Source organism: Enterococcus sp. DIV0187, from assembly GCF_051713785.1.
GTDB lineage: Bacteria > Bacillota > Bacilli > Lactobacillales > Enterococcaceae > Enterococcus_A > Enterococcus_A avium.
The window spans coordinates 121,042-146,330 of the sequence record NZ_JBIOQO010000001.1 but is presented as its reverse complement, the minus strand read 5'-3'; the positions used below and the strand labels follow the sequence as shown (position 1 = coordinate 146,330).

The window sequence follows — 25,289 nt, the reverse complement described above, 5'->3', positions numbered from 1 at the left end:
GTAAAATTTATTTAGTTAAGGAAATTATATTTTTTTCATTTGAGTTTCTTTTCATACAAACGATACAAATTCAACTCGTATTCCTTTTTTGCATTGGTTACCACTGTATCTAAGATTAACCCCGTTATTAGTAACAACAGAGCAAAGACCATCAGTCCCGTAGCCAATATCGAAGAAGGAACTTTTGTAATAAAACCTGTATGAATAAACTCATTGATTACCGGTACCCCAAAGATCAAACCAAATAGAAAGAAAATAAAGCTGATAATAGAAAAAAATAACAAAGGCTTATAATCCTTAAACATTTTTAAGATTGTCAGTAGAACTTTGAAGCCATCTGAATACGTGTCTAATTTTGACTCACTGCCTTCTGGACGGTCACGATAATCAATCGGAATTTCTACTAGTTTAAACCGTTTATCCAGAGCATGAATTGTGAACTCCGTTTCAATTTGAAAACCAGAACTCATTACTGGAAAACTTTTAACAAACATTCGATTAAATCCACGATAGCCAGTCATTACGTCCTTAATATCTGCCTGATATAAGCGGTTGATCGAGTTCTTCACTAAGTTGTTGCCAAAATCATGGAAAGCTCTTTTGTTTTCGTTAAAATACGTTCCGTTAGATAAGCGATCACCAATTACCATATCTGCTCTACCTTCTCTTAAAGCTGTAATTAGCTCTTTTGAATTTTCTGCAGGATAGGTATCATCGCCATCTACCATTAAGTAATAATCTGCCTCTATGTCAAAGAACATTTGTCGAATCACATTTCCTTTACCTTGGCGCGGTTCCTTTTTCACTATCGCACCTTCATTAAGCGCGATTTCATATGTGTTATCTGTTGAATTATTGTCATAGACATAGATATCTGCCTCAGGTAGTTCCCTTTTAAAATCATTGATTACTTTTTTAATAGTTAACGATTCGTTATAGCAAGGGATCAGGATAGCTATTTTTTCATTGTTCATATTTACTCTCCTAACTAGCTATGTATCCAATATATTTTATATAAAATAGAGCTCATTAAAAAAGAAAACTATATTATAATTCTAGTTTTCTTTTTAATCACTAGTGTTGCATAAATATTGTACCGGTATTATCAGAATATACTGACAATAACTTTCTGCTAAAATTTACAAAAAAAGGAAATGCTCACGCAAAGGATAACTTTTTCCAGAAATTTTTAGCCCTATTCAAGTGAAAACATGTGAGATGCCAACTGTTTTAACTTCAGCCATCTGATTGATAGTGAGCGAACCAATATTCAGCGGGGGCAAACATTAGGTAATGAAGAGAGCGTTTTAAAGCAAAAAGTGTGGCGGTTGTCCCCAGTTCGATCTTTATTAGAAAGGTCAGAAGTGTTGCTATTAGTGTAAGAATCACTTGATTGATGGCGCCTTGTTCCTTTTGTGAATAGATCCGTCGGATCATTACGTTTTGTTTCAAGTGCTTGAAGAAAAGTTCAATATGCCATCGTGCTTGGTACATATCTGCGATTTCATTTGGAGAAACATCAAACCGATTAGTGACAAGACGCAAAAGCCGTTGTCCTTTGGTCAGAATCGTGACCAATCTGAAGCGCTCAGTACTGTAATTGATACCACCACCCAGAATTACTTGTTGATCACTGATGATTTGTCCATCTGCTGTTTTTTGATTTGCGACTTCAAGTTGATCTAAAACTGTGATTTTAGTATTCGACCTTGTGCGAGTCACAAAGAAGTAGCCATCAGTATTTAGTTGATCTAATAATTTATAATCAAAATAACCACGATCTACTACATACGTAGCTTCTGTCTTATCAACGAAGCATTCGAAATGATTTCGATCATGTTCTTCCGCGTTTGTAATAGTGAATTTTTCGGGATACTGATGCTCTTTATCCAGATAACAGAGATTTAAATGAAGTTTGATGCCAGATTTTGTTTTTCGGAATTTCGCCCAAGGAAACCACGTTTTGTTCAATGGGATGGTTGTCGAATCAATGAGTTGAAGACTTGAAGTTTTTGAGCTTGGTTTTTGGGTGGAAATTTTCTGAACAAGTTGTACAAAAATTTCCATCAAGACTTCTGAATCAATCTGAGGCATCCTACGAGATAGTGAGCTGTGACAAAGTCCACTCAATCCTAGTTCCTTGCAAAGTCGCGAATCCATAAAGGCTCGATCAATTTCCCGAAAGCTAGGCATTTCTTCATAGACTGCATAAAGCATGAGTTTTAATGATGTTTTGAAATCTAGTTTTTTACTGTAATAATCATATTTATTGATGCTATTGAGGTTTTTTTCAGATAATTCAGTAAAATTTATGGAAGAAAACCATTTCTGAAACGAAGTTTCTGATTTATACTTATCCATGTGTGCTGTCCTTTTTATTGGTCTTGGATAAGTTATCCTAGATTCAGTATAAAGGACTTTTTGCATCTAGATAGCTTTAAATCAATGATTTGGTTAGAGTGGGGATCTTTGCAACACTAGTGCTTTTTAATAAACACAAACATAAACTAATTTTGACCGTAATAAGCATCCTTACCATGTTTTCTTAGATAATGTTTATCTAATACTCTTTGTGGTAGAACTTCTGCATACGAATTGAGCTGTCTAGTATAGAAGTTCATTTTACATACCTCTTCAAGAACTACTGTATTCATAACGGCTTCTTTAGCGCTCTTCCCCCATGTAAAAGGACCATGTCCATGTAACAATACTCCTGGAACTTCTAAAGGTTTTATCCCTCTTTTAGAAAATTCATCAACTATCACTAATCCAGTGTTGTGCTCATAACCCTCGTCAATTTCTTCTTTTGTCAAATAACGAGCACAAGGAACTTCTCCATAGAATGTATCCGCATGTGTAGTCCCCATAGCAGGAACATCTACTCCAGCTTGTGCCCAAATTGTTGCCCAAGTTGAGTGTGTATGAACAATTGCACTAATTTCTGGAAATGCTTTATAGAGCACTGCGTGCGTAGGAGTATCTGATGAAGGATTCATTTTTCCTTCTATGACATTATTGTTTAAATCCACAACTACCATGTCATCTACAGTCATCTCCTCATAACTGACTCCACTTGGTTTGATTACAAAATATTTTGTATCTGAATCAAAGACACTAACATTTCCCCAAGTATACTTAATTAACCCTCTTTTAGGTAATTCCAAGTTTGCCTCAAAAACTTCTTTTTTTAATGATTCTAACAAATTTTTTTCTCCTCCTATTTTCAAATAAAAACTAATTATTATTCAATTTTATTATATCATAGTCTCGAACTTAAGATAATTTCTTAATCCTTGTTCAATTGAAAATCTATTAATAAATCCAAGCTTTTTCAAACGTTCGATACTTGATAGTGAAGCAGGTATATCACCACTTCTCGAGGAGATAAATTCCACTGGCAATTCAACCCCGAGCTGTTGATTTAGAACACTTATTAATTCATTTAATGAAATAGCTGTTCCAGTTCCTACATTGAACTGTTTACCAAGTGATTCTTCTGCTTTAGAGACTAGTAATAACGCTTGAATGACATCATCAATATATACAAAATCTCTTGATTGTTCACCATCTCCAAATACAGTAAATTTGGCTCTTTTGCCGGTAAGCATATTCTTATACTGTTTCATTAAAATTGAAATAACTCCACTGTATGGCGAATTTGGATTCTGATTTGGACCATACACATTAAAAAATCTTACTGCACTTGTCGGCACACCATATAAGTGATTATATGCGAGAACATATTGTTCAGCCGAAAACTTATCAATTGCATATGGAGTTAATGGGCGAATTATTGATTCCTCCTTTTTAGGTAACGTTTGTTCATCGCCGTATACTGCTGCAGAAGAACTAAAAATAAAGCGAGAAAGTGTTGTTTGATATTTTCTAACCAATTCTAGCAATAACAGTACACTATCGAAGTTAATCGTATGCGTTTCTATCGGACGTTCGACAGAATCAGCAACACTCGCCACAGCTGCTAAATGAAAAATATAGTCAAAATTATTTTGTGAAAGAACTTGTTTCATAAGATTTTCATCTGTAACAGAACCTAAAATAAATTTAATATTATCATTTTCTTTTACGTTACTTTTCTTTCCCATCGACAAATCATCAATTATAAAAACTTTATTGTTTTTTGAAAGATGGTTTGCCAGTGTAGAGCCGATAAAACCAGCACCACCAGTAATTAGATATTTTTTCATAATTATTAATCCGCCTTTCTACTTACTTAGATTTGATATGGAGATATTTTTTTGCAGTAACTGTTAAAAACTTAAATTCGTCTGTTTTAAAGAAAAAAAGTACAAAAAAAACACAATCTACAAGTCCCACAATGAATGCGGTAATTATTAATCTCAAAAAACCTTCATTAATAAAATAATTTTTAATAATAAAAATGAATGGAACGGTTGCTAAAAAACACAAGGAATAGTGAAACATCATTTTCCAATATAAAAGAAAATTCTTTTTAAAGGCATACTTGAATACACTGTATGGCTCATACCAGAAAACCGTTAGTAATGATGAAGTAAGTGTCCCTAACAAAACACCCGCCACCCCAAGCTTGAATACTATGATAAACAATAGTGAAGCAAATAGGTTTATTATTGATTCAAATATTGCTTTCCATCTCTGCTGCCACGCTAAACCATATCCGTCAATAAATACTTGAGGAGTATTTCTAAACATTCTTATTACATAATTCAATATTATCACTACAACAGTAATATTATCCATTTTGAAACTGTTTCCCACCCAAAAACTAATAAATGGATTTAGCAACACAATCAATTCAGTTGTTGTAATGTAAATAATAAGAAAATTGATCAAACTATGCTTTCGGAAGACATAGTAACCCGTATCATCCTTAACGGATGCAGCCACATTGCCGATACTAGAACCAATAGAATTTGTAAACTTAGTAAAAAGCTGTTGCAAACTCGTAATTATTAACGAATAATTTGAATAGAAGCCTACTGCCGATAAACTAACAAAAGTAGATATAAGAATATTATCCGTTCCAGAAACTACAACACTACCAACTTTGTTTGCAATGTTTCCTATCGTATTCCTTTTTAAAATATCTTTTGTATTTTGACTCAATTTGTACTTTTTTTTGTCAGATAAAAATCTGTACTCTCTCTTAACTCTAATTGTCAAAAAAATGTTACATAGAATAGTAAATATAATTTGTAGAATCAAATATAGAATATAATTCTGTGTAAAAATCAAAATTAAAGTTTGGCTTATTATTGTGATAACCATAAAAACAAAATCATATATCACCGTTATGTAAACTTTTTGATCAGCTAGTAGCAAGGATCTATTATACGTATAAAAATAACTAGCAACAGAATTAAAAAGAAATAGAATATAAATCAAGTATAAATTATCAATATTAGCATCCCGTCCTATAATAGTTGGAAGAAAAGGAAGAATCAGAAGACCTAAGATGGCTACTACTAAACCAATAAACTGATATATTCTTTTATATAAATGCATCAATGCATTTATTTCAGGATGATTCTTTTCCGCCAACGGTTTATATAAAACGTATATAATTGAAGAACCTATTCCAAGTTCAGCAAGTGACAATACATTCAAGACATTAGTAAATAAACCGTTTAATCCTAAATATTCAGCTCCTAAATATTTTATAAAAATACTTCTAAAAGCGAACTTTATTAGCATATTGAAAAAGAATAAAACAAATGAAATACTTGAATTAATAATAGAATACTCCATTCTACTTCTTTGTTTCATTTTTACTACCTCGTTTTATTTTTTTTGCGAGTAACACTATTTGCCAACTCTTTACTAAAAAGAAAAAATTTTCTCTTTTATAAAAAAATAAGTATAATTTTCCAGTAAAACTCAGGTCTTTTGCATAGCTTGAATTCAATAATGTTTGAACGACTGGATACTTCTTTAGTGATAAACTCATTTTTTTCTTGCTTTCATATGAAATATCTTTATTCAACAGAAAAAGGGCTCTTTGAACAGAAAAAAAACGTCCAGAAAAATCATTAAAGAATCTTTGTTTCAGCCGATAATCATTCACTTTTGAAATTAAATTTTCAAAAATAAATTCTCCAGTAACACAAACATCGTTAACGTGATTTAGATAGGAACTACTACTTATACTTGTTTCATTGTAAGTATAATAATATAGAACTTTATCAATATAACCAAAATTTTTACTTATTAACAGACTTTTAGCAATTAATAGACGATCTTCTCCACCTCTTACCAATTTCTCATTTTCAAAAAGTACAACTTGATTTAAAACTTTAGTTTTTATTGCCTTACCGCAAATTGGATTCAATGAACTATCCTTAAAATAAATAGAGTAAAAGTCAGCTTTGCTAATTATCCCCTCATCAAATAAATGTTCTTGCCGAGAAAGTTCAATACCATTTTTAGTCACTCTGGATAAATTGAAAGTTATTAAATCTTGTTCGCCGTATTTTTTAATAAAATTAATTACCGAAAGTAAGGTATCTTTATCAAACACATCATCCGAATCTAAATTGAAAATATATTCTCCACTGGCAAGTTCTACTCCACTTAACCTTGCTAGAATTAACCCTTCATTTTTACTCTTGTTTAAAAGTGTGATTCTTTTTTCTAATTTCCTATATTTATCAATAATTTCTTTACTATTGTCTGGAGAAGCATCATTAACAATAATCAGTTCCCAATTTTTATAAGTTTGATTTATTACTGATAAAATAGCAGCTTCTAAATATTGTTCTGTATTATAAACAGGCATTACAATTGAAAATTTCATTTAGATTCTCCTTAAATATTTTCTTAATAATCCGCCGAATCTAATAACAGCTGTTCATCTGTTATAATTGCCTTATAGGAGTCAATAACCGAATAACGAACATTGGAATCAAATTGAACAAAAAGATTCAAATTATCATTATATGCAACACCAGAGTAAGCTAAAGGAAAAATTTTTTTTGCCTCTAAAATTTTTTCTCGACCAATCTCCATTTTCTCCTCATGACTCAATAGTTTCGACTGGGAACGCAACTGAAAACTATTCAAATTTAAGGGATTGAAATTGAAATTGGTTTTATTTAGAAAGTAGTCTTTTACAACAGCGTAATCTTCATCGTTTTCCATTACAAAAATTCGCATAGACTTAGTTTGATTATCAGAACTTTCTATAACTACAGTTTTGGAAGACAAGGGTACACTGTCTAAACCAGGAATTAGATTCTTATCAATCCCATCCTCTTGGTTCAAAATACTCAGACCTCTATTATGCATTAAATCCAATAATTCATTGACTAGTTCCTTTTTAAACTTTGTTTTCTCTCTCTTTTGATATTTCTCTAAGTTAATTTTTACACTACTAACTAAAATATCATGATTAATTTCAACTCCAATGTTTACTTTATCAGAATTTAAATCAGCCGCATCCAAATAGAATACAAATTTCCCATCCTTATCAATTTTTAACTTAGTACTCTCGTAATTTATATTAGCTGGATAAACACCTTCTTTTGTATTCTCTATTTCTCCAGTAATACGAATCTTGCCATTATTATTAGGTGAGAACGATTTATTTTCATATTTAATAGACGATTCCTTCAAAAAGGTAAATCCCGAACATATAAAGAACGAGCAAATAACGAATAAGCGCCAACTATGATTCACGTTTCATCACCTTCCCATATAATTTCTTTATAGTTTTAGATGGAGTATCAAAAATAGTAGTAAAAAAGTAAGCAACAAGATAGCAGCCTAATAAAGGTACAATAAAACTGGGTTTAAAAAATATTTTAATACAACCAATTACAGCACTACGTGGCATTAGAAAAAGATTCAGTAATATTCCCAGCAAAAAAATGTTTATTAAAGTACTATTTCGGCGAATTATTCTTACAACTACAGTTAGAAAAATTCCTAGAAGTATGCTAAAGCAAATGATTCCAAGATATCCATAATCTGCATATAGTTCTAAAAGATAAGAAGAACCATTTCCATTTCCTTGCATATATTCATCTTTTCTAAATATATAGGCCAAATTGTGCGCCAAATTGTTACTTTTCATTCCCATAAGAATTCCGTTATTATTACCAATTTCTGGAGCTGAAAATAATTTTTGGGAAATAAAACCATACTTAAAAATATCGATTATACCACCAAATGTATAATTTTTCTCCCAATAAAATGGTAATTTATCCAAGTTAGCAAACCCAAAACAAACTGTATCAAAACTTGTTCCTTGTTTATGCAAAAAATCTATAAATAGTCCGATGGGGTTGAAGGCCACCGAAGATCCCTTTCTAATATAGTTCGTTGCACTTAAAAATAATACTCCCAAAGGAACTCCAAAAAGTAGAGAGACTTTCTCAAATTTCCCCATCCATTTTGTTCCATCAACCTCATGAAAATCACGAATAACAAAATAAACTATACTAAACAGAAAACGCAAAACTATTGGATTTCTTTGTCCCATCAACAATGTCGGAATAGAAGCAACAATGTAAGCTATTAAAACAAAATAAGAAAACTTCTTATTAGGAAAAGTAGCGAGATAAATACACAAAATGAAAGGTAACATTCCAGCAAAAGTATTAATCATTCCCGGACCACTAAAGCTATACTCAGAATAATATGCCTCATATGAATTTTTTAATACAAAAAGCAATTTTGAAACTTCAATAACCAAAGAACAAAACAGGCAGAAAACAAAACCTAAAAATGAAATAAAGCTAATCCATTTTCTTCGTAACTTGATTTGAGGAGAATCGCTCCTCAGTTCCTTTCTTCCGAATTTAATTTTCTCCCCAATAATGGCACCGACAAACATAAATAGTAATCCAAGAAAATATGCATTTAAAGCAAATTGAATTGAACTACTTTCATAATGTGCCCAATTTCCCCCGCGAAAAAGGTCTATAGTTGGTCGAGCTAATAAAAACACAAAGAAGGTGACATTAAATAGAAAAAAAGCAAATTTTATCAAGAAACGATCAAAAGAATACATTATATTGTTTAACCATAATAAAAGAATGGCAATCAATTGAAGGTTAAAACTATTATTAAATACTCCGTACATAAAAGAAAGTATCGAAATAATGAAAAGCATAATTTGGATATTCCTAACAAGATTGCCTTTATTAGAAACAGTTCTCTTTTTTTTTAAATCTAGTAGATTCAATATTTTCTCTCCTTCATAAAAAATACACGCCATTCTTGTCGAAATTAAAATGAAAAAACTCGAACCCCTTCTCTTAGAATTAACTATGAAGAGAATCCGTTCAAGTTATAAAATTTCATTCTTCAATCAATTTGAAAATATGTTCGATTGCTAGATCTAGTGAAAAATAGGGTTTCCATCCGAGTTCTCTAACTTTTTTATCACTCAATACCGCAATTTCTATTGGTGTTTTTTCAGAAGTTTCTTTCTGTCCACCTAACTCGAATTTTACCTGCCGGTTACAATATTTAGCAATTTCCTCTGCAAAATTAGCTAGTGTAACCTTGTTAGTCGTATTAGTTAAGTTATAAACTTCCCCTTTTTCACCTTTGATTAACACTGTTAGCAATGAACTTACGCAATCGACTATATAACAATAAGTTCTTAAATTGGTGGCAAGACTTTTCAAAATAATGTCTTGACCACCTTTAACATTTTCGAAAAATTGAACACTTGCTCGATTGTCGAATCTAGTGTAATTAGCACCAAAAATATGCGAAGGGCGCACTGAAACACAATCAAGATCGTATTGCTTCACATATGATACAACCAATGTTTCTGCAGCTCTTTTACTTGAAGGGTAGCATGATCGTACATCAGTAAAATCAATAAAACCAGAGAGTTCTTCAGTAAAAGGCGCTTTCGATTTATCTAGGACTCCATAAACTTCTCCTGTTGAAACAAACAAAAAACGTTTGACCTTATTCGCAACTGAATATGCCAATAAATTATCTGTTCCATTTAAATTCGCTTGCATTGTTCCAACAGGATCTTCTTTGAATGCTTTAGGAAACGCATTACTTGCTGCATGAATAACATAATCAACATGTAAATTCGATAATTCCTTTTTAAATGGCTCAGTTATATCCTGCTCTATCAATACTAACTTTTCATCATTTAAATATTCAGAAAAACGTTCCTTTAGTCTTTTAGAGTTCCTTCCCAAAGCAATAACTTGTATTTGAAAATTAGAAACCTGATTCAAATATAATAACTCTTCAACAATAAATGAGCCGATTAATCCTGTCGCTCCAGTAATTAAAATACTTTTATTAAGTAATATTTCTTTATCAATAATTGAATCAGAACAAATTGCTAAGTCTTTCTCAAAAGTTGAATTCATATTCCCACCTAATTTCTCTGTTTTAGCCATTCTGATCGAGAAGATGCCAACAGAGCTTTGAAAATATCTAAATCCTCGACCGTTGTTAGTTTAATATTTTTTTCAGATCCAGCAGAAAAATAAACCTCCTGACCTAACTCTATTGCCAAAGTACAAGAGGCAACTGAATTCGTGATACCTTTTTCAAGAGCTTCTGTATGCATGTCATAAAGTCTTTGTACCGAAAATCCCTGCGGAGTTTGCGTTCTTTTCAAATTGTCACGAGGGTAGCTAGCCTCAGCACTAATTTGATTAGCGGTTTCCAACATCGCCTCAGCACAGGGTATGCAAGTAATTGCCGATCCAAATTGTTTAGTTTTAGAAATACAATCTGAAATGATTTCTTGTGAGATTAGAGGTCTGATAGCATCGTGAACTAAAATAATATCTTCAGGATTGTAATTCTTTTGAATTTCGAAAACTCCGTTTCGAATTGATCCTTGACCATTATCGCCAGCAGGAATAATATGTTTCAACTTAGTTATTTCAAATTGTTTTGCATATGCTTCAAGAACTTTTTCCCACCCTTCAATACAAACAACCGCAATTGCATCAATTTCATTGTGATTTTGAAAAGCTTCTAGTGTATAAATAATTACAGGTTTATCATTAATATTTAGAAATTGCTTTGGAATATCTTGCTGCATCCGAGCACCAGCTCCTCCTGCGATTAGTAAACCAATATTCATTTTTATCGTCTCCTTCTTTTAATCTTAAAATGTGCTGGTACTTGTTGTTCTTTAGGGGGGTATTTCATATAATCTCCATAAAGCTGGCTTAAGTATACATTATATCCTTGTGGTACTAAAGTAGCAAAACTTTCAAAGTTTACTTCTATAGTTTTCTCGAAAACTTCTTTGGGAACAAATTCTCGAGTTCCATATGCTGTAGCAAGTATTACTCCGTTTATTTCAGAGTTACGATTTTCTTGATCAACTTTTTTTGCGAAGTCGTTCATTTTATTTGCAAAATAGTTCGCTCCTTTATAGTTTGCATATGGGGTAATTAAGCGTTTTATAAATCTATATTTCTCAGCAGGTTTGAATTTCTTTTTTGTTCCAGTTCCTCTTAGCAAATCTAAAATCTTCATTTTCCGTATAATTGTCTTTTGTTTCTTATCGATAGAAGGTATCCTTTCAATTGGAAATATATCCAAAAAAGCACCGTGCTGAATGTGTCTATATTCATCTTCCACGTAAGTCTGTGTATTCTCAATCTTAATAAATGGGTATGACCAATCACTCATGTTTTTTAAACTACATGCTCGATACGGATGAGGTAACTCACTAGATACACATATAAATTTTTCATAATCTTCTCGTAACATCATTATATCTAAATCATCATCCCATGGAATAAAGCCTTTGTCTCTGATAGCTCCTAACAGTGTACCCCCTGACAAAAAATATGTTATTCCATGAATTTTGCATAATCTATCAACTTCAAATAATATGTTTAATAATTCATTATGAAGTTCTTCTAAACTCAAATATTCTTCTTCAATCACTATTATCCTCCTAAAATTCTCTGGAATATATATCTTCCATTTGTTTACAAGTATAACTAACATCATAGGATGTCAATTTCTCAGTAGCTGTATTAAAAAACGGTTCTTTTAAAATAGCGTCAATCCAGTCGTCATTAGATGCATTTAATGGTACAAAATCGACAACAGGAGTTAACTTCGTATCTTCGGAAATTGTATTGGAAAGAACTAACTTAAGTTTGGCAGCCTGCGCTTCTATTCCAACCATGGGTAATCCTTCATACAATGATGTCATTACAAATACATTCATTATATTTAATAAATCTGGAATATCATTTCTCTCTCCTAAAAGAAGAACATCATTTGAAATATTCAATTCGTTTATTTGCTTCTTTAAATCGTTCTCTAAACTTCCAGATCCAATAATCACTAGCTTACTATTAGGCTTATATTTTTTCAGATCAGAGAAGATGGTTATTAGTAAATTCTGGTTCTTTTGTTTTTCCAATCTTCCAATATTTCCAATTACAAATGCGTCAGAAGGAATAGCTAACTCATTTCTCTTTTTTTCCTTATCCGAAAATTGTTTCTTATACAGACTTAAATCAATTCCATTGTGTATTATTTTAAATGGATGTCCTTTAAATAAACTTTCTCCCGCTTCTTGGCTAACGGCCAGAAAATCTGTTGCATTTGATAGAAGTAAATTGCTTAAAAAGTGTCGTAATAAATTCATCACAAAGTTTCTGGACTTTCCATCCTCTGTAGCATGACTATGTGCAATCCGCTGCTTAATACCATTTCTTTTGGCAAGCCATAAATTGATACCCCCTCCAAAATAAACTTCATTATGTGCAATTTCAAATTTTTCTTTTTTTAATAATCGATTTACTTGAAACAAATATTTAAAAATATTTTTCTTGGGATTCGCTACAATAAAAATTCTCCCTCCCAGTTTTTTAATTTCACTATGATAGTCTTGTACATTCTGAAAATCTTCATAGATCAAAAAGTCAAATTGGAATTTGTCACGATCAATTTTCCGATAGAGATTCATCATAAATGATTCAGCACCGCCTAAACCCATGCGTCCTTGAAAATGTAGTACTCGTTTCATTATTAATCCCCTCTAATATTTTCTTTTCAAAAAAGCCATTACTCCAGGCATCTTTGTTTCTACAAAAGCTCCGGCATTAAATACTAATAGAAGTAAAGGTTTTGGCATTTTAAAAAGTAGTTTAGTAATTTTTTTTGTAATAGTATCAGTTATGGCAATTTGTTTTGCCTCTATAATCGACGCGTCATTCAAAATGGTATCAATTTCAACTTTTTTTTGTTTACCAGTAATTTTTTCTGTTTCTAAAATCGAAAAAATTACTGATGTCGTTCCTTTGAGCAGTAAGGCTGCCATCCCTTCCCTATTTTCGTTGCTAGTAATGGCATTGCTTTGTTCATAGAATTCTTTAAAAGTTGCGAATTTCTCTTGACTATACTGATTGGTAATTCCATGATCGCCAACAAATTCATAAACATACTCAATTTTAGAGTTCATAATAACTAGGGAACAATGCTTATAATAATCCAGATTGAAAATCCGATCTTCACAACTACGATAATCTTTAAAACGAATATTATTTTTAATAATGATATCTCTTCTATAGCATTTATTCCACACGACATACATCAACTGTTTATTCATTAATTCATACATATCAGATAAAAATTCTTCATTATCATCATAAATATGTTCAGTTACTAAATATTCCTTTTCATCAGCAACTTTTTCCTGATTCATTGTCCTAAAAGTAAAAGAACTGACAATCAAATCTAGATCAGGGTTATCGAAAATAATCGATGTATAGTCACTTAATATTGTTTCTTTAGGACAGTCATCAGCATCAAAGAACAAAAGATACTCTCCCCTAGCACGCTCAATACCATAGTTTCTAGCTAAACCTGGACCTTCATTTTTTTTTGTAAACAGACGAAATCTAGGATCCTCAATAATACTCTCTTTTATTACTCTCTCTGTATTATCAGTAGATCCATCATTGATTAATAATATCTCAAAGTTGATATTGTCAAAATCTTTTAATACATCAATGGTTTTAGTAATACTCACTTCTGCATTATAGACTGGAATAATAATGCTAAATTTTGGTGTAGACATTCTTTCACCCCGAATTAATGAAGAATTTTCTCTTTAGGAAAATCCATTTTATCTAAAGATATACATGCTTCCTCTTCTTCTAAACCTTGCGAAGAAACCTTATCAAACAAAATTTTTATCGTTTGCAGCAAAATCTTCATATCTAACATAAATGAGTACTTCTTGATATAAAGCAAATCAAATTTCAGCTTACTGTTATAGTCTGAAACATATTTACCATACACTTGGGCATAACCAGTGATTCCAGCGCGCACATTGTGTCGCAAGTAATAGTTAGGATTTTCTTGATTAAATTGCTCAACAAAAAAAGGTCTCTCTGGACGCGGTCCAATAATCGACATATCTCCTTTTAACACATTGATTAATTGCGGAAGTTCATCAAAACGAACAGCACGAATAAATTTCCCTACTGGAGTTACTCTAGCATCATTGCTTTTAGCTAAAACTGGCCCAGATTTAGCTTCTGCAGTTGCAGTCATTGAGCGGAATTTATATATTGGAAATTCCTTTTGATTTTGCGTGATTCGAATTTGCTTGTAGATAATTGGGCCTGGCGATGTTGCTTTTACTAAAATCGCCGTAATCAGCATGAATGGTGAAGCAATCACCAATAAAATTAATGAAACAACGATATCAAACAGTCGCTTGAGCATTGCATCTTCAGAAGGTATTCTAAAACCAGAAGACTCGATAATACTTTCATCTTCAAAATTCATAATATTCGGGTTCATTGTCACTAAATTTTCAAAAGTTGTATTCAAAAACAGCTTTTTCTCTTGTTTAGTAACCAATTGATAAACTTTAATTTTTTCAGCTTCTGGAATTTTTGATGCCAAATAAACAATGTCTACATCATCAATTATTTTTACTAAGTTATCGTAGAAATGATCTAATACTACTGACTGTACCTTATGTTTATTGTTTTTTTGCGAACTAAAGTTTTTAATTGCTGGAGCAACATCCTTTTCAAATCCAAGAATCGTTACTTTCTTATCCGAGCTTAATTTCATGTAAGCTTTATAGATGATTGTACGATAAATTATCAGTAAAATGGTACCTAGCAAGAATGAAATCAGGATAACTGTACGAGGAAAAGCAAACCAACGTCCAGCGAAAGTAATAATCATGATACCTAGAGACATCAGGAATTGTCCAATAACCGTTACAAAAACAATATCACTGACGATTCGATTATAAAAAACGTACGTTCCTAGTAAAACATTCAATACTATAAAGAAAAGCGAAATAAATAATGCAGAACTCTCAAACGTTTGAAAGTTTCTTATTGGAATGGCTCCACCAAATTTTAGCCAAAAACTAAAATAGACAGAGAAATTATAAATGACCACGTCAACCAAAATAATAAAAAATCGACGGGCGGCGCTCCATTCGCCACTTTTATTCATACAAACACTCCTAATCCACGAAATAATCCATTACACATCTTACCATATAGGCAAAAAAAAGAGTAGCATTCCTAAGAAAAGTAATAAAAAAGAAAAGAACAAAAAGCGATAAAATCAATTGATTTTACCGCTTTTTGTTCTTTTCAGACACATAAACTATTTTATCATTTTTAAATAAAATCTTTATAATTCACCTGCATACTCTTGCATTCTAATCTTGTGGAAATAGATAAATTTTTGAAAAACGGGTTCCTGAAAAAATATGCGACTGCATATTTCCTGCTAAAACCTGATGCCATATTCTATTTTCATTTGAACGGTCCCCCCAAAAAATTCCAATATGACAATCATAATTGATATCTGTCCATACAGGATCAAAATAAATAATGTCACCCTTTTGAGCCTTGCCGCTTTTTAATAAAGTATCCACTGAATTAAAAGTATAATATTCCGTGTTGCGCATTAGTGCATCTCGCCAATTATACGCATTCGCATAGCTTCCCCATCCTTGCGTGATCCCAGAGATACGATTTAAATTACCTCCACTCCTGCGCATTACACACGCAACAAATCCTGTACAGTTCATCCCTGGACCATGACCATTAGGAGCTCCGTAAGGACTTAAAAAGGGTTCAGGATTACTTGAAGACAACCCGCGATAAGGCGTGCTAAGGTAAAAACGATCGTTTTGATGCACAGTCAACTCATTCAATACACGTTGACGCGTCGTCCCCATGTACTGTGCTGCTCCACGGCGTTCTCTCACGGCGCCACTATTGACATAGCCGAACCATTTCCCATTCGAATCATATAATGAATAGTATGTCGATCCATTCATGTGCTTGTAATACCACTTAACTTGGTAGGTTTTATTGATGAGAGAATTTGTTCTAGTTTTTTCTTTCCAACTAAAATTGTTCCAGATAGAATAGCCGCTTTTTATTACTAAGACTGATTTGTTCATCGAAAAACCAGTTCCTTGCGCACCACCAGCTTTAGTTACTGCAGATTCGTTAACATAACCCTGCCATTTATTGTTATTGTCATATAATGAATAGTATTTATTCCCGTTTACATGAACATACCAACCTTGTAAATGGTATGTTCGATTTATCATATTTTTCGTTTTTCCACGAATCTTAAAATTGAAATCGTTATAAGTTTGATAGTAATCCTTCGTTATTGTCACGTACTCATTTGTACCGTGCCAAATACCGCCTCTACTAGTTGCTTTTGTCACTGCGGCTTCGTTAACATAACCCTGCCATTTATTATTATTGTCATACAATGAATAGTATTTATTCCCGTTTACATGAACATACCAACCTTGTAAATGGTATGTTCGATTTATCATATTTTTCGTTTTTCCACGAATCTTAAAATTGAAATCGTTATAAGTTTGATAGTAATCCTTCGTTATTGTCACGTACTCATTTGTACCGTGCCAAATACCGCCTCTACTAGTTGCTTTTGTCACTGCGGCTTCGTTAACATAACCCTGCCATTTATTGTTATTGTCATACAATGAATAGTATTTATTCCCGTTTACATGAACATACCAACCTTGTAAATGGTATGTTCGATTTATCATATTTTTCGTTTTTCCACGAATCTTAAAATTGAAATCGTTATAAGTTTGATAGTAATCCTTCGTTATTGTCACGTACTCATTTGTACCGTGCCAAATACCGCCTCTACTAGTTGCTTTTGTCACTGCGGCTTCGTTAACATAACCCTGCCATTTATTATTATTGTCATACAATGAATAGTATTTATTCCCGTTTACATGAACATACCAACCTTGTAAATGGTATGTTCGATTTATCATATTTTTCGTTTTTCCACGAATCTTAAAATTGAAATCGTTATAAGTTTGATAGTAATCCTTCGTTATTGTTACGTACTCATTTGTACCGTGCCAAATACCGCCTCTACTAGTTGCTTTTTCTAATGCCTCTTCTTCAACATATCCCTTGAATACCCCACCATTATCATAAAGCGCAAAATATTTTTTTCCATTGAAATGGTAATACCACTCCTTAATGTTGAAAGTTTTTTCATTGATCAATGCAGTAGTTCCTAAATCCTCGGCAAAATCTAGGTCCATCCAAATCTTCTGATCTTCCTTCACAATAGAATAATAATCGTTCACAGGGTGTTTGATTCCGGCTGGATTGTCTGTTTTTTCAACCGCTGATGCTTCCACTATACCGATTGATTGATCGGACGAATTTTTTAATAAGTAATACACTTTTTCATCATAGTGATTATAATAACCAGCGATTTTAAAAGTTTGATCCTTTAGTTCTTCTGTCGTCCCATTTTGTTCAAAATCTATAGTGAATAGCTTGGCATCCGTCGATTGTATACTGGCGTACGCGTCGTCCGATTCAGAAAATAATTTTCCTTCCTCACCAGTCACTCGTTCAGTGCTATTGGGATCAATATATCCTACTTCCCCCTTAGGATTACTTAAAATATAGTATTTCGTATCATCATCACTGGTAACTTCTTGTGCAGCCAATGTTTTTTGATAATTTTTTCCCCCGTCATCAATAATTTCGCCATCAAAATTCTTCAATAAGACGTAATTCACATCACTGATTGAAATAAAGAATTTTTCACTGATCGGTTCTGTTTGAACGCTGGGTTCGTCTTTTTTTGTAACTTGCTCCTTTTCACTCATTGATGTCTCATCAACAGAATCAGACGAAGAGGCCACTGTTTCCGAAGAATACTCTGTGCTTTCTGTTGTTTGTTCAGCTATATCACTACTATTTAGAATACTGCCCGTTTCTGTTTGAACTGTCCCTTTAGATGATGTTTCCTCACTAGAAGCTTTAAAACCAACTAGTGGAAAGCATAAAATGACTGTTAAACACCATAACCATAACACTTTTCTCTTTTTCATAATTAAACGTTAAATAATCTGAGAGATTATTTAACAACCTCCTAACTTTCTTATCATTGTTACAAATATTTTATCATAATAACTGAAGAAATAGCTTTTATAGTCTCTCAAAGTATTATTTGCCGATGACAAACTTTGTAAACAAGCCTTGAAGGTTAATGGAAGAGACCCTGTATGGCGTTTAAGCGCTTCGATGTAGTCAGTGGTGATATCCGGTCCCACCATGGTCAAAAAAACGCCCATGATCGGCAGACTTCCGCCGAATAGATAATTGATTAAAGCAATTTGTATCATATAGATTCCTCGCTTTCTAAATTAATTGATAGCCCCTGCGAAAAGAAAGTCGCAGGGGTTCATAGCTGTTGTTCCCTACGCAGTATGTGGTTGTCAATGAACGGATTTAATTGGAAAAAGGCTTATTCCCGCGGTGAATCAGGCGGACCTTCTTTGTTTTTCTTTCTGATTCTGTGAAGCCATTGAAGAACTCTATTTTGTTCTTTCGTGTCTTGGCTGGATGAATCTTCATCTATGAATGTAGCAGTTGGTTTCTGATCGCTGGTTTCGCTATAGCTTGATTGTGGAAGCGACTCTTTTTCTACTTTAATCGCTGCTTTTTCCGGTGGAGCGATAGTCGTTAATTGTTTAAAATAGTGACCATGCGGTGTTGTTGGTAGTGCAGATGGCTTTGGTGTCGTCACTACCGCAGGTTTCTCCTGTTTTTCCGCGACTTCACAGCAACCGACTTCTTCACAGGCCGCTTCCTCAACAGGCTTTCCATCGTAACGAACACCTCTCGTCTCATTTTCTGGATCAAATATCAGAGTTTCCTTATGGGTCAAGACCTTGGCGGTGACCACAGAATCAAATAGTTTTACGCCGTTTTGTGTACAAATGTCTAAGTTCGTCAATAATTCGCAAGCTTCTTTGATCTGCGGCGCCGTTAAGTTGGGATCAAGATCTCTGTATTTCCAATTGTGGGTGCCGCCATCGCTTTTTCCAAAGGTGGCAATTAAATCCTTGGTCATTGTTCTGTTCCTTTCTTTGATTTTTTCTACGTAGGTTGGTTCATGGTTTCATCAAGGTTCGCTAGTTTCTTCAGGTCGGACAAATGAAATAAGGGAGCGGGCAACAGAGACGACTGTTTCACCGAATTTTTTTACTGGAAAAACTCTCAGTTTCAAAGTCTTCCATTCGGGTGCCATAAAGTAGTCTTCAAAATAATAAAAGAGACGTTTCATGGTACGTGTGGCTTTAGTATGCATGAACACTTCGCGGACAAGATCCTTTAGAAAGTGATCAAACTCCGCCGCTCCTAATTGGCAGCGTACTTTCAAGGCTAAGATATATTTAATCGTGACACTACTGTTTTGTGTTTCATGGTAGAAATTGGTGATTCGTTGTTCGAGTGTTTTAGCTTTTAAGTTGAATAACTGCCGAAACGACAGTGTTTGTATAACATTCATTGATTCTCATCCCTTCATTAGATAGTAGAGGAGGGCGGCGATAGCACCGCTGCTCCTCAAAGTATTTGGTTAAAAAATAATTGTTTCAATCGTTTCGACGTACTTCGCACTTTCGACAGTGTTGAAGAGGTCTGCACCATCTTTATGACAAAGTTTTACCTCTGTCATGCGTTGTAACAATCCTTTGATCTCCGTATCGGTCTTTTGAGTATCGGGATCATTAAAGCTCCAGGTGTGATTCTTCCCTAAGCTGTTTTTAAAGGTTGCGACGAGTTTTAGCATTTTTTCTCTTCCTTTCTATGATTTATTTCGTATAGCGTGATTGACTGGTTAGGATCACGCCGTCTAATTCACTGCCTTCAACTGATAAGGCTTTCATAATTTCTCCCAGTTCAAGGACCTTCTCTTCGCTGGGCGCGTCCATCACATTTGTAAAGGTGATCTTCTTAGTTTTTTCTCCGCCTGCATCGATTTCTACTTGAAGTTTATTGCCGATCGTTTGAATCATGGTTGTTTCCTCCTAAATTTTTTTTGTTTCCGGCCGGTGACTAAAAGATAAACGATTTCTGAAAAAAGTGCGAATCGCAAATTGACCAAAAGGGGGTCAATTTGACCTGTTTTTGAGTAAAAAGTGCGGTTTTTGATGAAAAAGCGGTCAAATCGGGGGTATAATGGTCAATTTGTGATTTGATATTATTCTATATTCGGAGTATAATTGTAGCTTTACTAAGAGTGACTAATGATAAGTAGAATCAGACGGTGTTGGGATGATTTAGTGAAAACATTTTGGGAAAGGACTATAATACCTCGAACGAAAGGAAGTCCGCAAAATGAAAAAACTGTAAAGCATTTTGAACACTGCTTTACAGTTTTTGATTTTGAAAGTATAAACTTAGTGAGCTATTATCGTTTTGGGGGTTCTTTCTCAAGTTTGGTTATAGCCACAAAAAAGCAAGTACATTCGTACCTGCTTTTTTGTGGCTATTTGTACTGTTTAGGTATTTCTCGTCTTATACTATAGTTAGAAAGAGGGTCTTTAGAATGAACTACACCGAACTAACCCAGTGCTCTTTTTTGTTGGATGAAGACCATTTTATCTATGATACCTCGGAAGATTCTGAAACAGTCCATTTGTTCATTAAGTCAAAACCTCATGAATGTTCCTGTCCTACTTGTGGCATGTTGTGTCGAACCTTAACTGCGACATATCAACGAACACTTCAAGATACGCCAATCCATGGTAAACAAACATTTCTTCACGCCAACCTTTACAAATATAGTTGCTCAAATCCCGACTGCTCCAGACAGGTCTTTACTGAAGCTCTTCCTTTTGCACGTTCTTCTCAAGTTCGAACCGATGCCCTCAATACCTTTATTTTAGGTGTGGCAATCTTTTTGAGCAATGAATGTGCTAGTAAAGTATTGGCTCTCTTAGGTGTCTCAGTGAGCAATGATACCATTCAACGACTGTATGATCGATTGATATTCGAAGATCGACCAAATGTCGAAGCAATAGGGATCGATGATGTAGCCATAAGAAAAGGGCAGACCTATGCCACAGCTATCTACGATATGCAAGACCATCAGCTGCTTGCCCTCCTTGAGGGACGAACAGCCGCTACATTAAAAGAATGGTTAGTCCACCATAAAAAAATTCAATTCGTAGCCCGCGATCGCGCCAACGCCTACGCTAAAGCCATTACTGACATCCTTCCCGATTGTGTACAAGTGGCTGATCGCTTTCATTTACTTCAAAATTTGATCACGCATCTAAAAGAAATCTTTTCCTCCCAGCTCCCCCAGACACTTTTCTTCCACGAAGGTCGCTTATTAGATCGAGAACCCAAGAAGGTTTACGTTGAAAGAACACCGGATTCAGTCTACTTAGCCAAGTTGTCTTACGATAATTCTGTTCCAAGAAATTCAGATGGTTCAGAGATCGTTTTTGATAATAAAAAACGCGATCTAAGTAGCCTGCAGTACCAAAAACAGGCGGAAAGTCGCCGAGAAAAACAACAGTTGATTCGTACCATTCAAACGTATTGGGCAGAAACAGAGAAAAAGGATCCTTTTCATTTAGCCCATCAATTTAACATTCATCCAATCACACTAAAGAAATATCTTCAAATGACAGAAGAAGACCTCTGTCAGATGGATCAGCCGAGAAACTATAAAAAACGAAAAACAGTTATGGATGATTACTTAAATATTATTTTCAAAATGATGCAAGATGGTCACCCGGATGACATTATTTACTTTTATCTCCGATACAGCGGGTGTGATAAGAATCAAAAGACCGTCTGGAGTTATATTCAAACCATCAGTAAAAATAATTTCTCGGGTCGTAAATCTATGCATAGTAACCGATTATTTCGGCAAGTTTATCCAGAAGATGTACGAATGATTAGACGAAATCGGCTCTTAAACTATCTACTAACCGTGAATCCTAAAACAAAAAAAGAGCATCAGATCGAAGAATACTTACCAGCTATCAAAGAAAAATACCCCATTGTTTCTGAGACAGAGACCATCTTCCGAGAGTTCCATACGATTATCATGGGGGATTCTCCAGACGACCTGGATATTTTTATTCACGCCTATCAAGATTCTCCGATTGATTCTTTTTGTCAGAGCATAAAAAGGGATATCGCCCCGATAAAAAACGCGATATCCCATAGTATAAGCTCTGGATTCGTCGAAGGTAATAACAACAAATTTAAGCTTATAAAACGAATTGTATATGGCGTTCTGGATTAGTCAATCTATCCAAAAAATGTCTGTTGGCTTTTTCGGCAACCCAAGAAAATTTCTCCTTGAGCAATCTTCTTTGAAGGGCCTGTATAACCAAACTTGAGAAAGAACCGTTTTGGGACCTATAGTTCTTTTAGTTATAGTCAGAATAATATTTATCTTACTAGAAAAATACTGAATAATTTTGCAATATGCTGCATGACAACTGCTAAAGTTGCAGTTGATATTATAACTAAGCACACATATAATAAACGATTATTTACAAATAATACATCACTACGAAATAAATGAATGAACAAGCCTTGATATAAATATAGCTCAAAAGAGATTATTTTTATAAATTGGTAGAATCGATTTTTAAAAGTAATTTTGTAGTTAATGAACACAACTATTGAAGTAAAGCAAAGAACACTTAGTGATCGGATTAACGGAGTATAAGATACTTCATCAAGATAAAAGAAACAACTAAATAGAGTCGCTAGGACTATAACTGATGTCCTATAATATTGAAAAAGAAAATTGGTTAACTGTTTTTCTTTGATACTCCAAATCACTCCTAATGGAAAACAAAATACAGCATTTGTCCACCATTCCCCATAATTTAGAAATTTAGCGAATACAATTGATAGTATTACACTTATAATCAAAAATACAATCAGCAATGAATCTTTTTTTCGAGCCAAGATTGCACTAATGAAAAATGCAATGTATAGATAAATAATCATTATGACAAACCAACCATTAGAAACAACGGGACTCCCATTTATTAAAGATAATAGTGCACCACTCATACTGAGATAACCTAGTACGTTACGATAAATGAAGTAGACTATCATTGCTAGAATAAACGGTATAAAAACGCTTAAAATCTTTTTTCTAGGAAAGGCCCTTAAGTATAAGTCACCTTTTTTCTTATATTGCTTAATCAATCCATATCCAGATATAAAGAAAAAAAGCCCTACTGCTAACCTGCCTGCAATAATCAAGCGTGAAGATAAGAAAGAATCTGGATACTCCCTGAGAACCTGTGATAGATGATGCATCATTACAAACATAACTGCAATTACCTGCAAATTACTAGTGGTTTGAATAGATAACTGCTGGTTAATGTAATCCTGATTTTTAACACTAGTAATAGCTATAATAAAAATAATGAGCAAAAAAATAAGATCCATTTCCTAAACACCCCTAACTTTAATATCTATATTGTAACAAAAAAACAAAGCTAATTTAGGAAAAATAAAAATAGGTTCTATAATATTTTGTGTTGGTGGAAAATCGAAGGCGATTTTCTACTAACACTTTTTTCTTCGTTTCAACTCAAAAAGAGACTCACTTTTGGTAAAATTTAGTCGACCAAAACATCACCCTACCAAAGGAGTCTCTCAATGGATAATCATACTAGAAAATTACTCGGATTAACAGATAAACATTTATTTTTTGATGAAGAATGGCTGATTGAAAAAGAATATAAAGGCGTTCAAACGCAGTTTATTAAAGGAAAATTGGATGACTCTCCTTCCTATTGTGAACACTGTGGATCGGTTCGTATTATCCGCAATGGTTCCTATACGACACGCACTCAGATGTTGAAAGTCAAAGAAAAGTTAACTATTTTAGAATTAAAACGTACCCGTTTTCTCTGCCATGATTATGGAAGGATCTTTTCTGCGAAAACGGACTTAGTTGATGAACATCATCAACTAACAAAGGAACTGAAGCAGGCGATTCTCATGGAACTGTACGAAAATCAATCACGTAAACTAATCGCTAAGAAGTACTTCGTCTCGGATGGGACGGTGACACGTATCTTGCGTGAGGCAACGAAGCATTACCAGCCACGTATGAACTTCCTTCCGACGGTGTTGTGTATGGATGAGTTCAAATCAATGAAGTCTGTTTCTGGTTCCATGAGTTTTATTTGTGTTGATGGGACAACCAATCAGCTATTTACGATCCTTGAAGATCGCAGACTTTACAAACTAACTCAATACTTCCTGCGCTTTCCTAGAAAGGCCCGTTTAAAGGTCAAGTACCTAGTGATGGACATGAATGCCAGCTATTGTCAGTTGCTTAAAACGGTCTTTCCAAATGCGGAGATCGTAACTGACCGCTTTCATATTGTCCAACATATTAATCGCAGCTTCAATCAATTGCGTGTCCAGATCATGAATCGTTTTCGAGCCTCACACTCTGAAAATCAGAAGAAGTACCGTCGGCTCAAGCGATATTGGAAACTCTTACTCAAAGATTCCACGACATTGGAGCCACTCAAAAGACATTATCATCGACTGTTTAAACGACCAATTAGTCAAACAGAAATCGTCGATGAACTGTTAAGCTACAACGAAGAATTGCGAACTGCGTATCATTTTTGTCAATTATTACGCTATTATTTCGTTAAACGAGATACGGAAGGCTTTCAAGAAACCCTTAAAACAATTTCATCTACGTTACCTCAGTCGTTTAAAAAGAAATTTACGATCTTCCATCGCTACCAATCGGGTATTTCAAATGCCTTTAAGGTGTCCCACTCAAACGGCGTCACGGAGGGGCTGAATAACAAGATCAAGCTGATTAAACGAATTGCGTTTGGTTATCGCAACTTTTATAACTTTCGGGCACGGATCTATTTACAACGTAAATGCCTAATAAATCGGTACCTATAAAATATTTCCACCTTCATCTATACTTGAGCTATCAAGTGAAACGGAGGT

At 33.8% G+C, this 25,289-nt stretch carries 23 protein-coding genes; 2 read left to right on the top strand and 21 right to left on the bottom strand.

Annotation, left to right across the window (positions count from 1 at the left end; translation table 11 throughout):
* Positions 1 to 35: 35 nt before the first annotated feature.
* From IGI52_RS00720 to IGI52_RS00625, 20 genes are all read right to left on the bottom strand, one after another.
* Complete coding sequence (locus tag IGI52_RS00720) at positions 36 to 974, bottom strand: glycosyltransferase family 2 protein (RefSeq protein WP_438780128.1); 939 nt, start codon at positions 972 to 974, stop codon at positions 36 to 38.
* A gap of 262 nt (positions 975 to 1,236) precedes the next feature.
* A complete protein-coding gene (locus IGI52_RS00715) occupies positions 1,237 to 2,361 on the bottom strand; it encodes an IS4 family transposase (protein ID WP_438780127.1) in 1,125 nt (374 codons plus the stop codon).
* Positions 2,362 to 2,507: 146 nt separating this feature from the next.
* Positions 2,508 to 3,203 (bottom strand): L-ribulose-5-phosphate 4-epimerase, encoded by a 696-nt coding sequence (locus IGI52_RS00710; protein WP_438780126.1) that lies wholly within the window; start codon positions 3,201 to 3,203, stop codon positions 2,508 to 2,510.
* Positions 3,204 to 3,254: 51 nt separating this feature from the next.
* On the bottom strand, positions 3,255 to 4,205 hold the full coding sequence (locus IGI52_RS00705; protein ID WP_438780125.1) for an NAD-dependent epimerase/dehydratase family protein: 951 nt from the start codon (positions 4,203 to 4,205) through the stop codon (positions 3,255 to 3,257).
* A gap of 22 nt (positions 4,206 to 4,227) precedes the next feature.
* A complete protein-coding gene (locus IGI52_RS00700; RefSeq protein ID WP_438780124.1) occupies positions 4,228 to 5,766 on the bottom strand; it encodes a lipopolysaccharide biosynthesis protein in 1,539 nt (512 codons plus the stop codon).
* Positions 5,750 to 6,793, bottom strand: a complete 1,044-nt coding sequence (locus IGI52_RS00695) for a glycosyltransferase family 2 protein (RefSeq protein WP_438780123.1) — start codon at positions 6,791 to 6,793, stop codon at positions 5,750 to 5,752. The genes IGI52_RS00700 and IGI52_RS00695 overlap by 17 nt, the downstream gene beginning before the upstream one ends.
* 23 nt (positions 6,794 to 6,816) lie before the next feature.
* Positions 6,817 to 7,674: a hypothetical protein gene (locus IGI52_RS00690; protein WP_438780122.1), complete on the bottom strand. Its 858-nt coding sequence runs from the start codon at positions 7,672 to 7,674 to the stop codon at positions 6,817 to 6,819.
* A complete protein-coding gene (locus tag IGI52_RS00685; RefSeq protein ID WP_438780121.1) occupies positions 7,664 to 9,184 on the bottom strand; it encodes an O-antigen polysaccharide polymerase Wzy family protein in 1,521 nt (506 codons plus the stop codon). The genes IGI52_RS00690 and IGI52_RS00685 overlap by 11 nt, the downstream gene beginning before the upstream one ends.
* A gap of 115 nt (positions 9,185 to 9,299) precedes the next feature.
* Entirely contained in the window at positions 9,300 to 10,346 is a 1,047-nt protein-coding gene (locus tag IGI52_RS00680) for an NAD-dependent epimerase/dehydratase family protein (RefSeq protein WP_438780120.1), read from the bottom strand.
* An 8-nt stretch (positions 10,347 to 10,354) separates the two neighbouring features.
* The gene (locus tag IGI52_RS00675) at positions 10,355 to 11,074 is read right to left on the bottom strand and encodes an IspD/TarI family cytidylyltransferase (RefSeq protein ID WP_438780119.1); all 720 of its coding nucleotides are present in this window, start codon (positions 11,072 to 11,074) and stop codon (positions 10,355 to 10,357) included.
* Positions 11,075 to 11,076: 2 nt separating this feature from the next.
* A complete protein-coding gene (locus IGI52_RS00670; RefSeq protein ID WP_438780118.1) occupies positions 11,077 to 11,892 on the bottom strand; it encodes a LicD family protein in 816 nt (271 codons plus the stop codon).
* A gap of 10 nt (positions 11,893 to 11,902) precedes the next feature.
* Complete coding sequence (locus tag IGI52_RS00665; protein ID WP_438780117.1) at positions 11,903 to 12,988, bottom strand: glycosyltransferase family 1 protein; 1,086 nt, start codon at positions 12,986 to 12,988, stop codon at positions 11,903 to 11,905.
* 12 nt (positions 12,989 to 13,000) lie between these two features.
* Positions 13,001 to 14,041 carry a glycosyltransferase family 2 protein gene (locus IGI52_RS00660; RefSeq protein WP_438780116.1) on the bottom strand — a complete coding sequence of 347 codons (1,041 nt, stop codon included), beginning with the start codon at positions 14,039 to 14,041 and terminating at the stop codon, positions 13,001 to 13,003.
* A 14-nt stretch (positions 14,042 to 14,055) separates the two neighbouring features.
* A complete protein-coding gene (locus IGI52_RS00655) occupies positions 14,056 to 15,447 on the bottom strand; it encodes a sugar transferase (protein ID WP_438780115.1) in 1,392 nt (463 codons plus the stop codon).
* 211 nt (positions 15,448 to 15,658) lie between these two features.
* The gene (locus tag IGI52_RS00650; RefSeq protein ID WP_438780114.1) at positions 15,659 to 18,358 is read right to left on the bottom strand and encodes a hypothetical protein; all 2,700 of its coding nucleotides are present in this window, start codon (positions 18,356 to 18,358) and stop codon (positions 15,659 to 15,661) included.
* 30 nt (positions 18,359 to 18,388) lie between these two features.
* On the bottom strand, positions 18,389 to 18,652 hold the full coding sequence (locus tag IGI52_RS00645) for a hypothetical protein (protein ID WP_438780113.1): 264 nt from the start codon (positions 18,650 to 18,652) through the stop codon (positions 18,389 to 18,391).
* Positions 18,653 to 18,774: 122 nt separating this feature from the next.
* Positions 18,775 to 19,383, bottom strand: a complete 609-nt coding sequence (locus IGI52_RS00640; protein WP_438780112.1) for a hypothetical protein — start codon at positions 19,381 to 19,383, stop codon at positions 18,775 to 18,777.
* Positions 19,384 to 19,434: 51 nt separating this feature from the next.
* Positions 19,435 to 19,821 carry a hypothetical protein gene (locus IGI52_RS00635; RefSeq protein ID WP_127978001.1) on the bottom strand — a complete coding sequence of 129 codons (387 nt, stop codon included), beginning with the start codon at positions 19,819 to 19,821 and terminating at the stop codon, positions 19,435 to 19,437.
* A gap of 69 nt (positions 19,822 to 19,890) precedes the next feature.
* On the bottom strand, positions 19,891 to 20,103 hold the full coding sequence (locus IGI52_RS00630) for a DUF2922 domain-containing protein (protein ID WP_016181240.1): 213 nt from the start codon (positions 20,101 to 20,103) through the stop codon (positions 19,891 to 19,893).
* Positions 20,104 to 20,125: 22 nt separating this feature from the next.
* Entirely contained in the window at positions 20,126 to 20,329 is a 204-nt protein-coding gene (locus tag IGI52_RS00625) for a hypothetical protein (protein ID WP_396002634.1), read from the bottom strand.
* Between the two features lie 533 nt (positions 20,330 to 20,862).
* Between IGI52_RS00625 and IGI52_RS00620 the strand changes: the two genes are divergently transcribed.
* Positions 20,863 to 22,578: an ISL3 family transposase gene (locus tag IGI52_RS00620; RefSeq protein ID WP_438780111.1), complete on the top strand. Its 1,716-nt coding sequence runs from the start codon at positions 20,863 to 20,865 to the stop codon at positions 22,576 to 22,578.
* A gap of 149 nt (positions 22,579 to 22,727) precedes the next feature.
* Here the strand turns inward: IGI52_RS00620 and IGI52_RS00615 are convergent, their stop codons facing one another.
* A complete protein-coding gene (locus tag IGI52_RS00615; protein WP_438780110.1) occupies positions 22,728 to 23,747 on the bottom strand; it encodes an acyltransferase family protein in 1,020 nt (339 codons plus the stop codon).
* 213 nt (positions 23,748 to 23,960) lie between these two features.
* On the opposite strand from IGI52_RS00615, the gene IGI52_RS00610 reads away from it, so the two are divergent.
* Entirely contained in the window at positions 23,961 to 25,241 is a 1,281-nt protein-coding gene (locus tag IGI52_RS00610) for an ISL3-like element IS1476 family transposase (RefSeq protein WP_438780109.1), read from the top strand.
* The last annotated feature ends 48 nt before the right edge of the window (positions 25,242 to 25,289 follow it).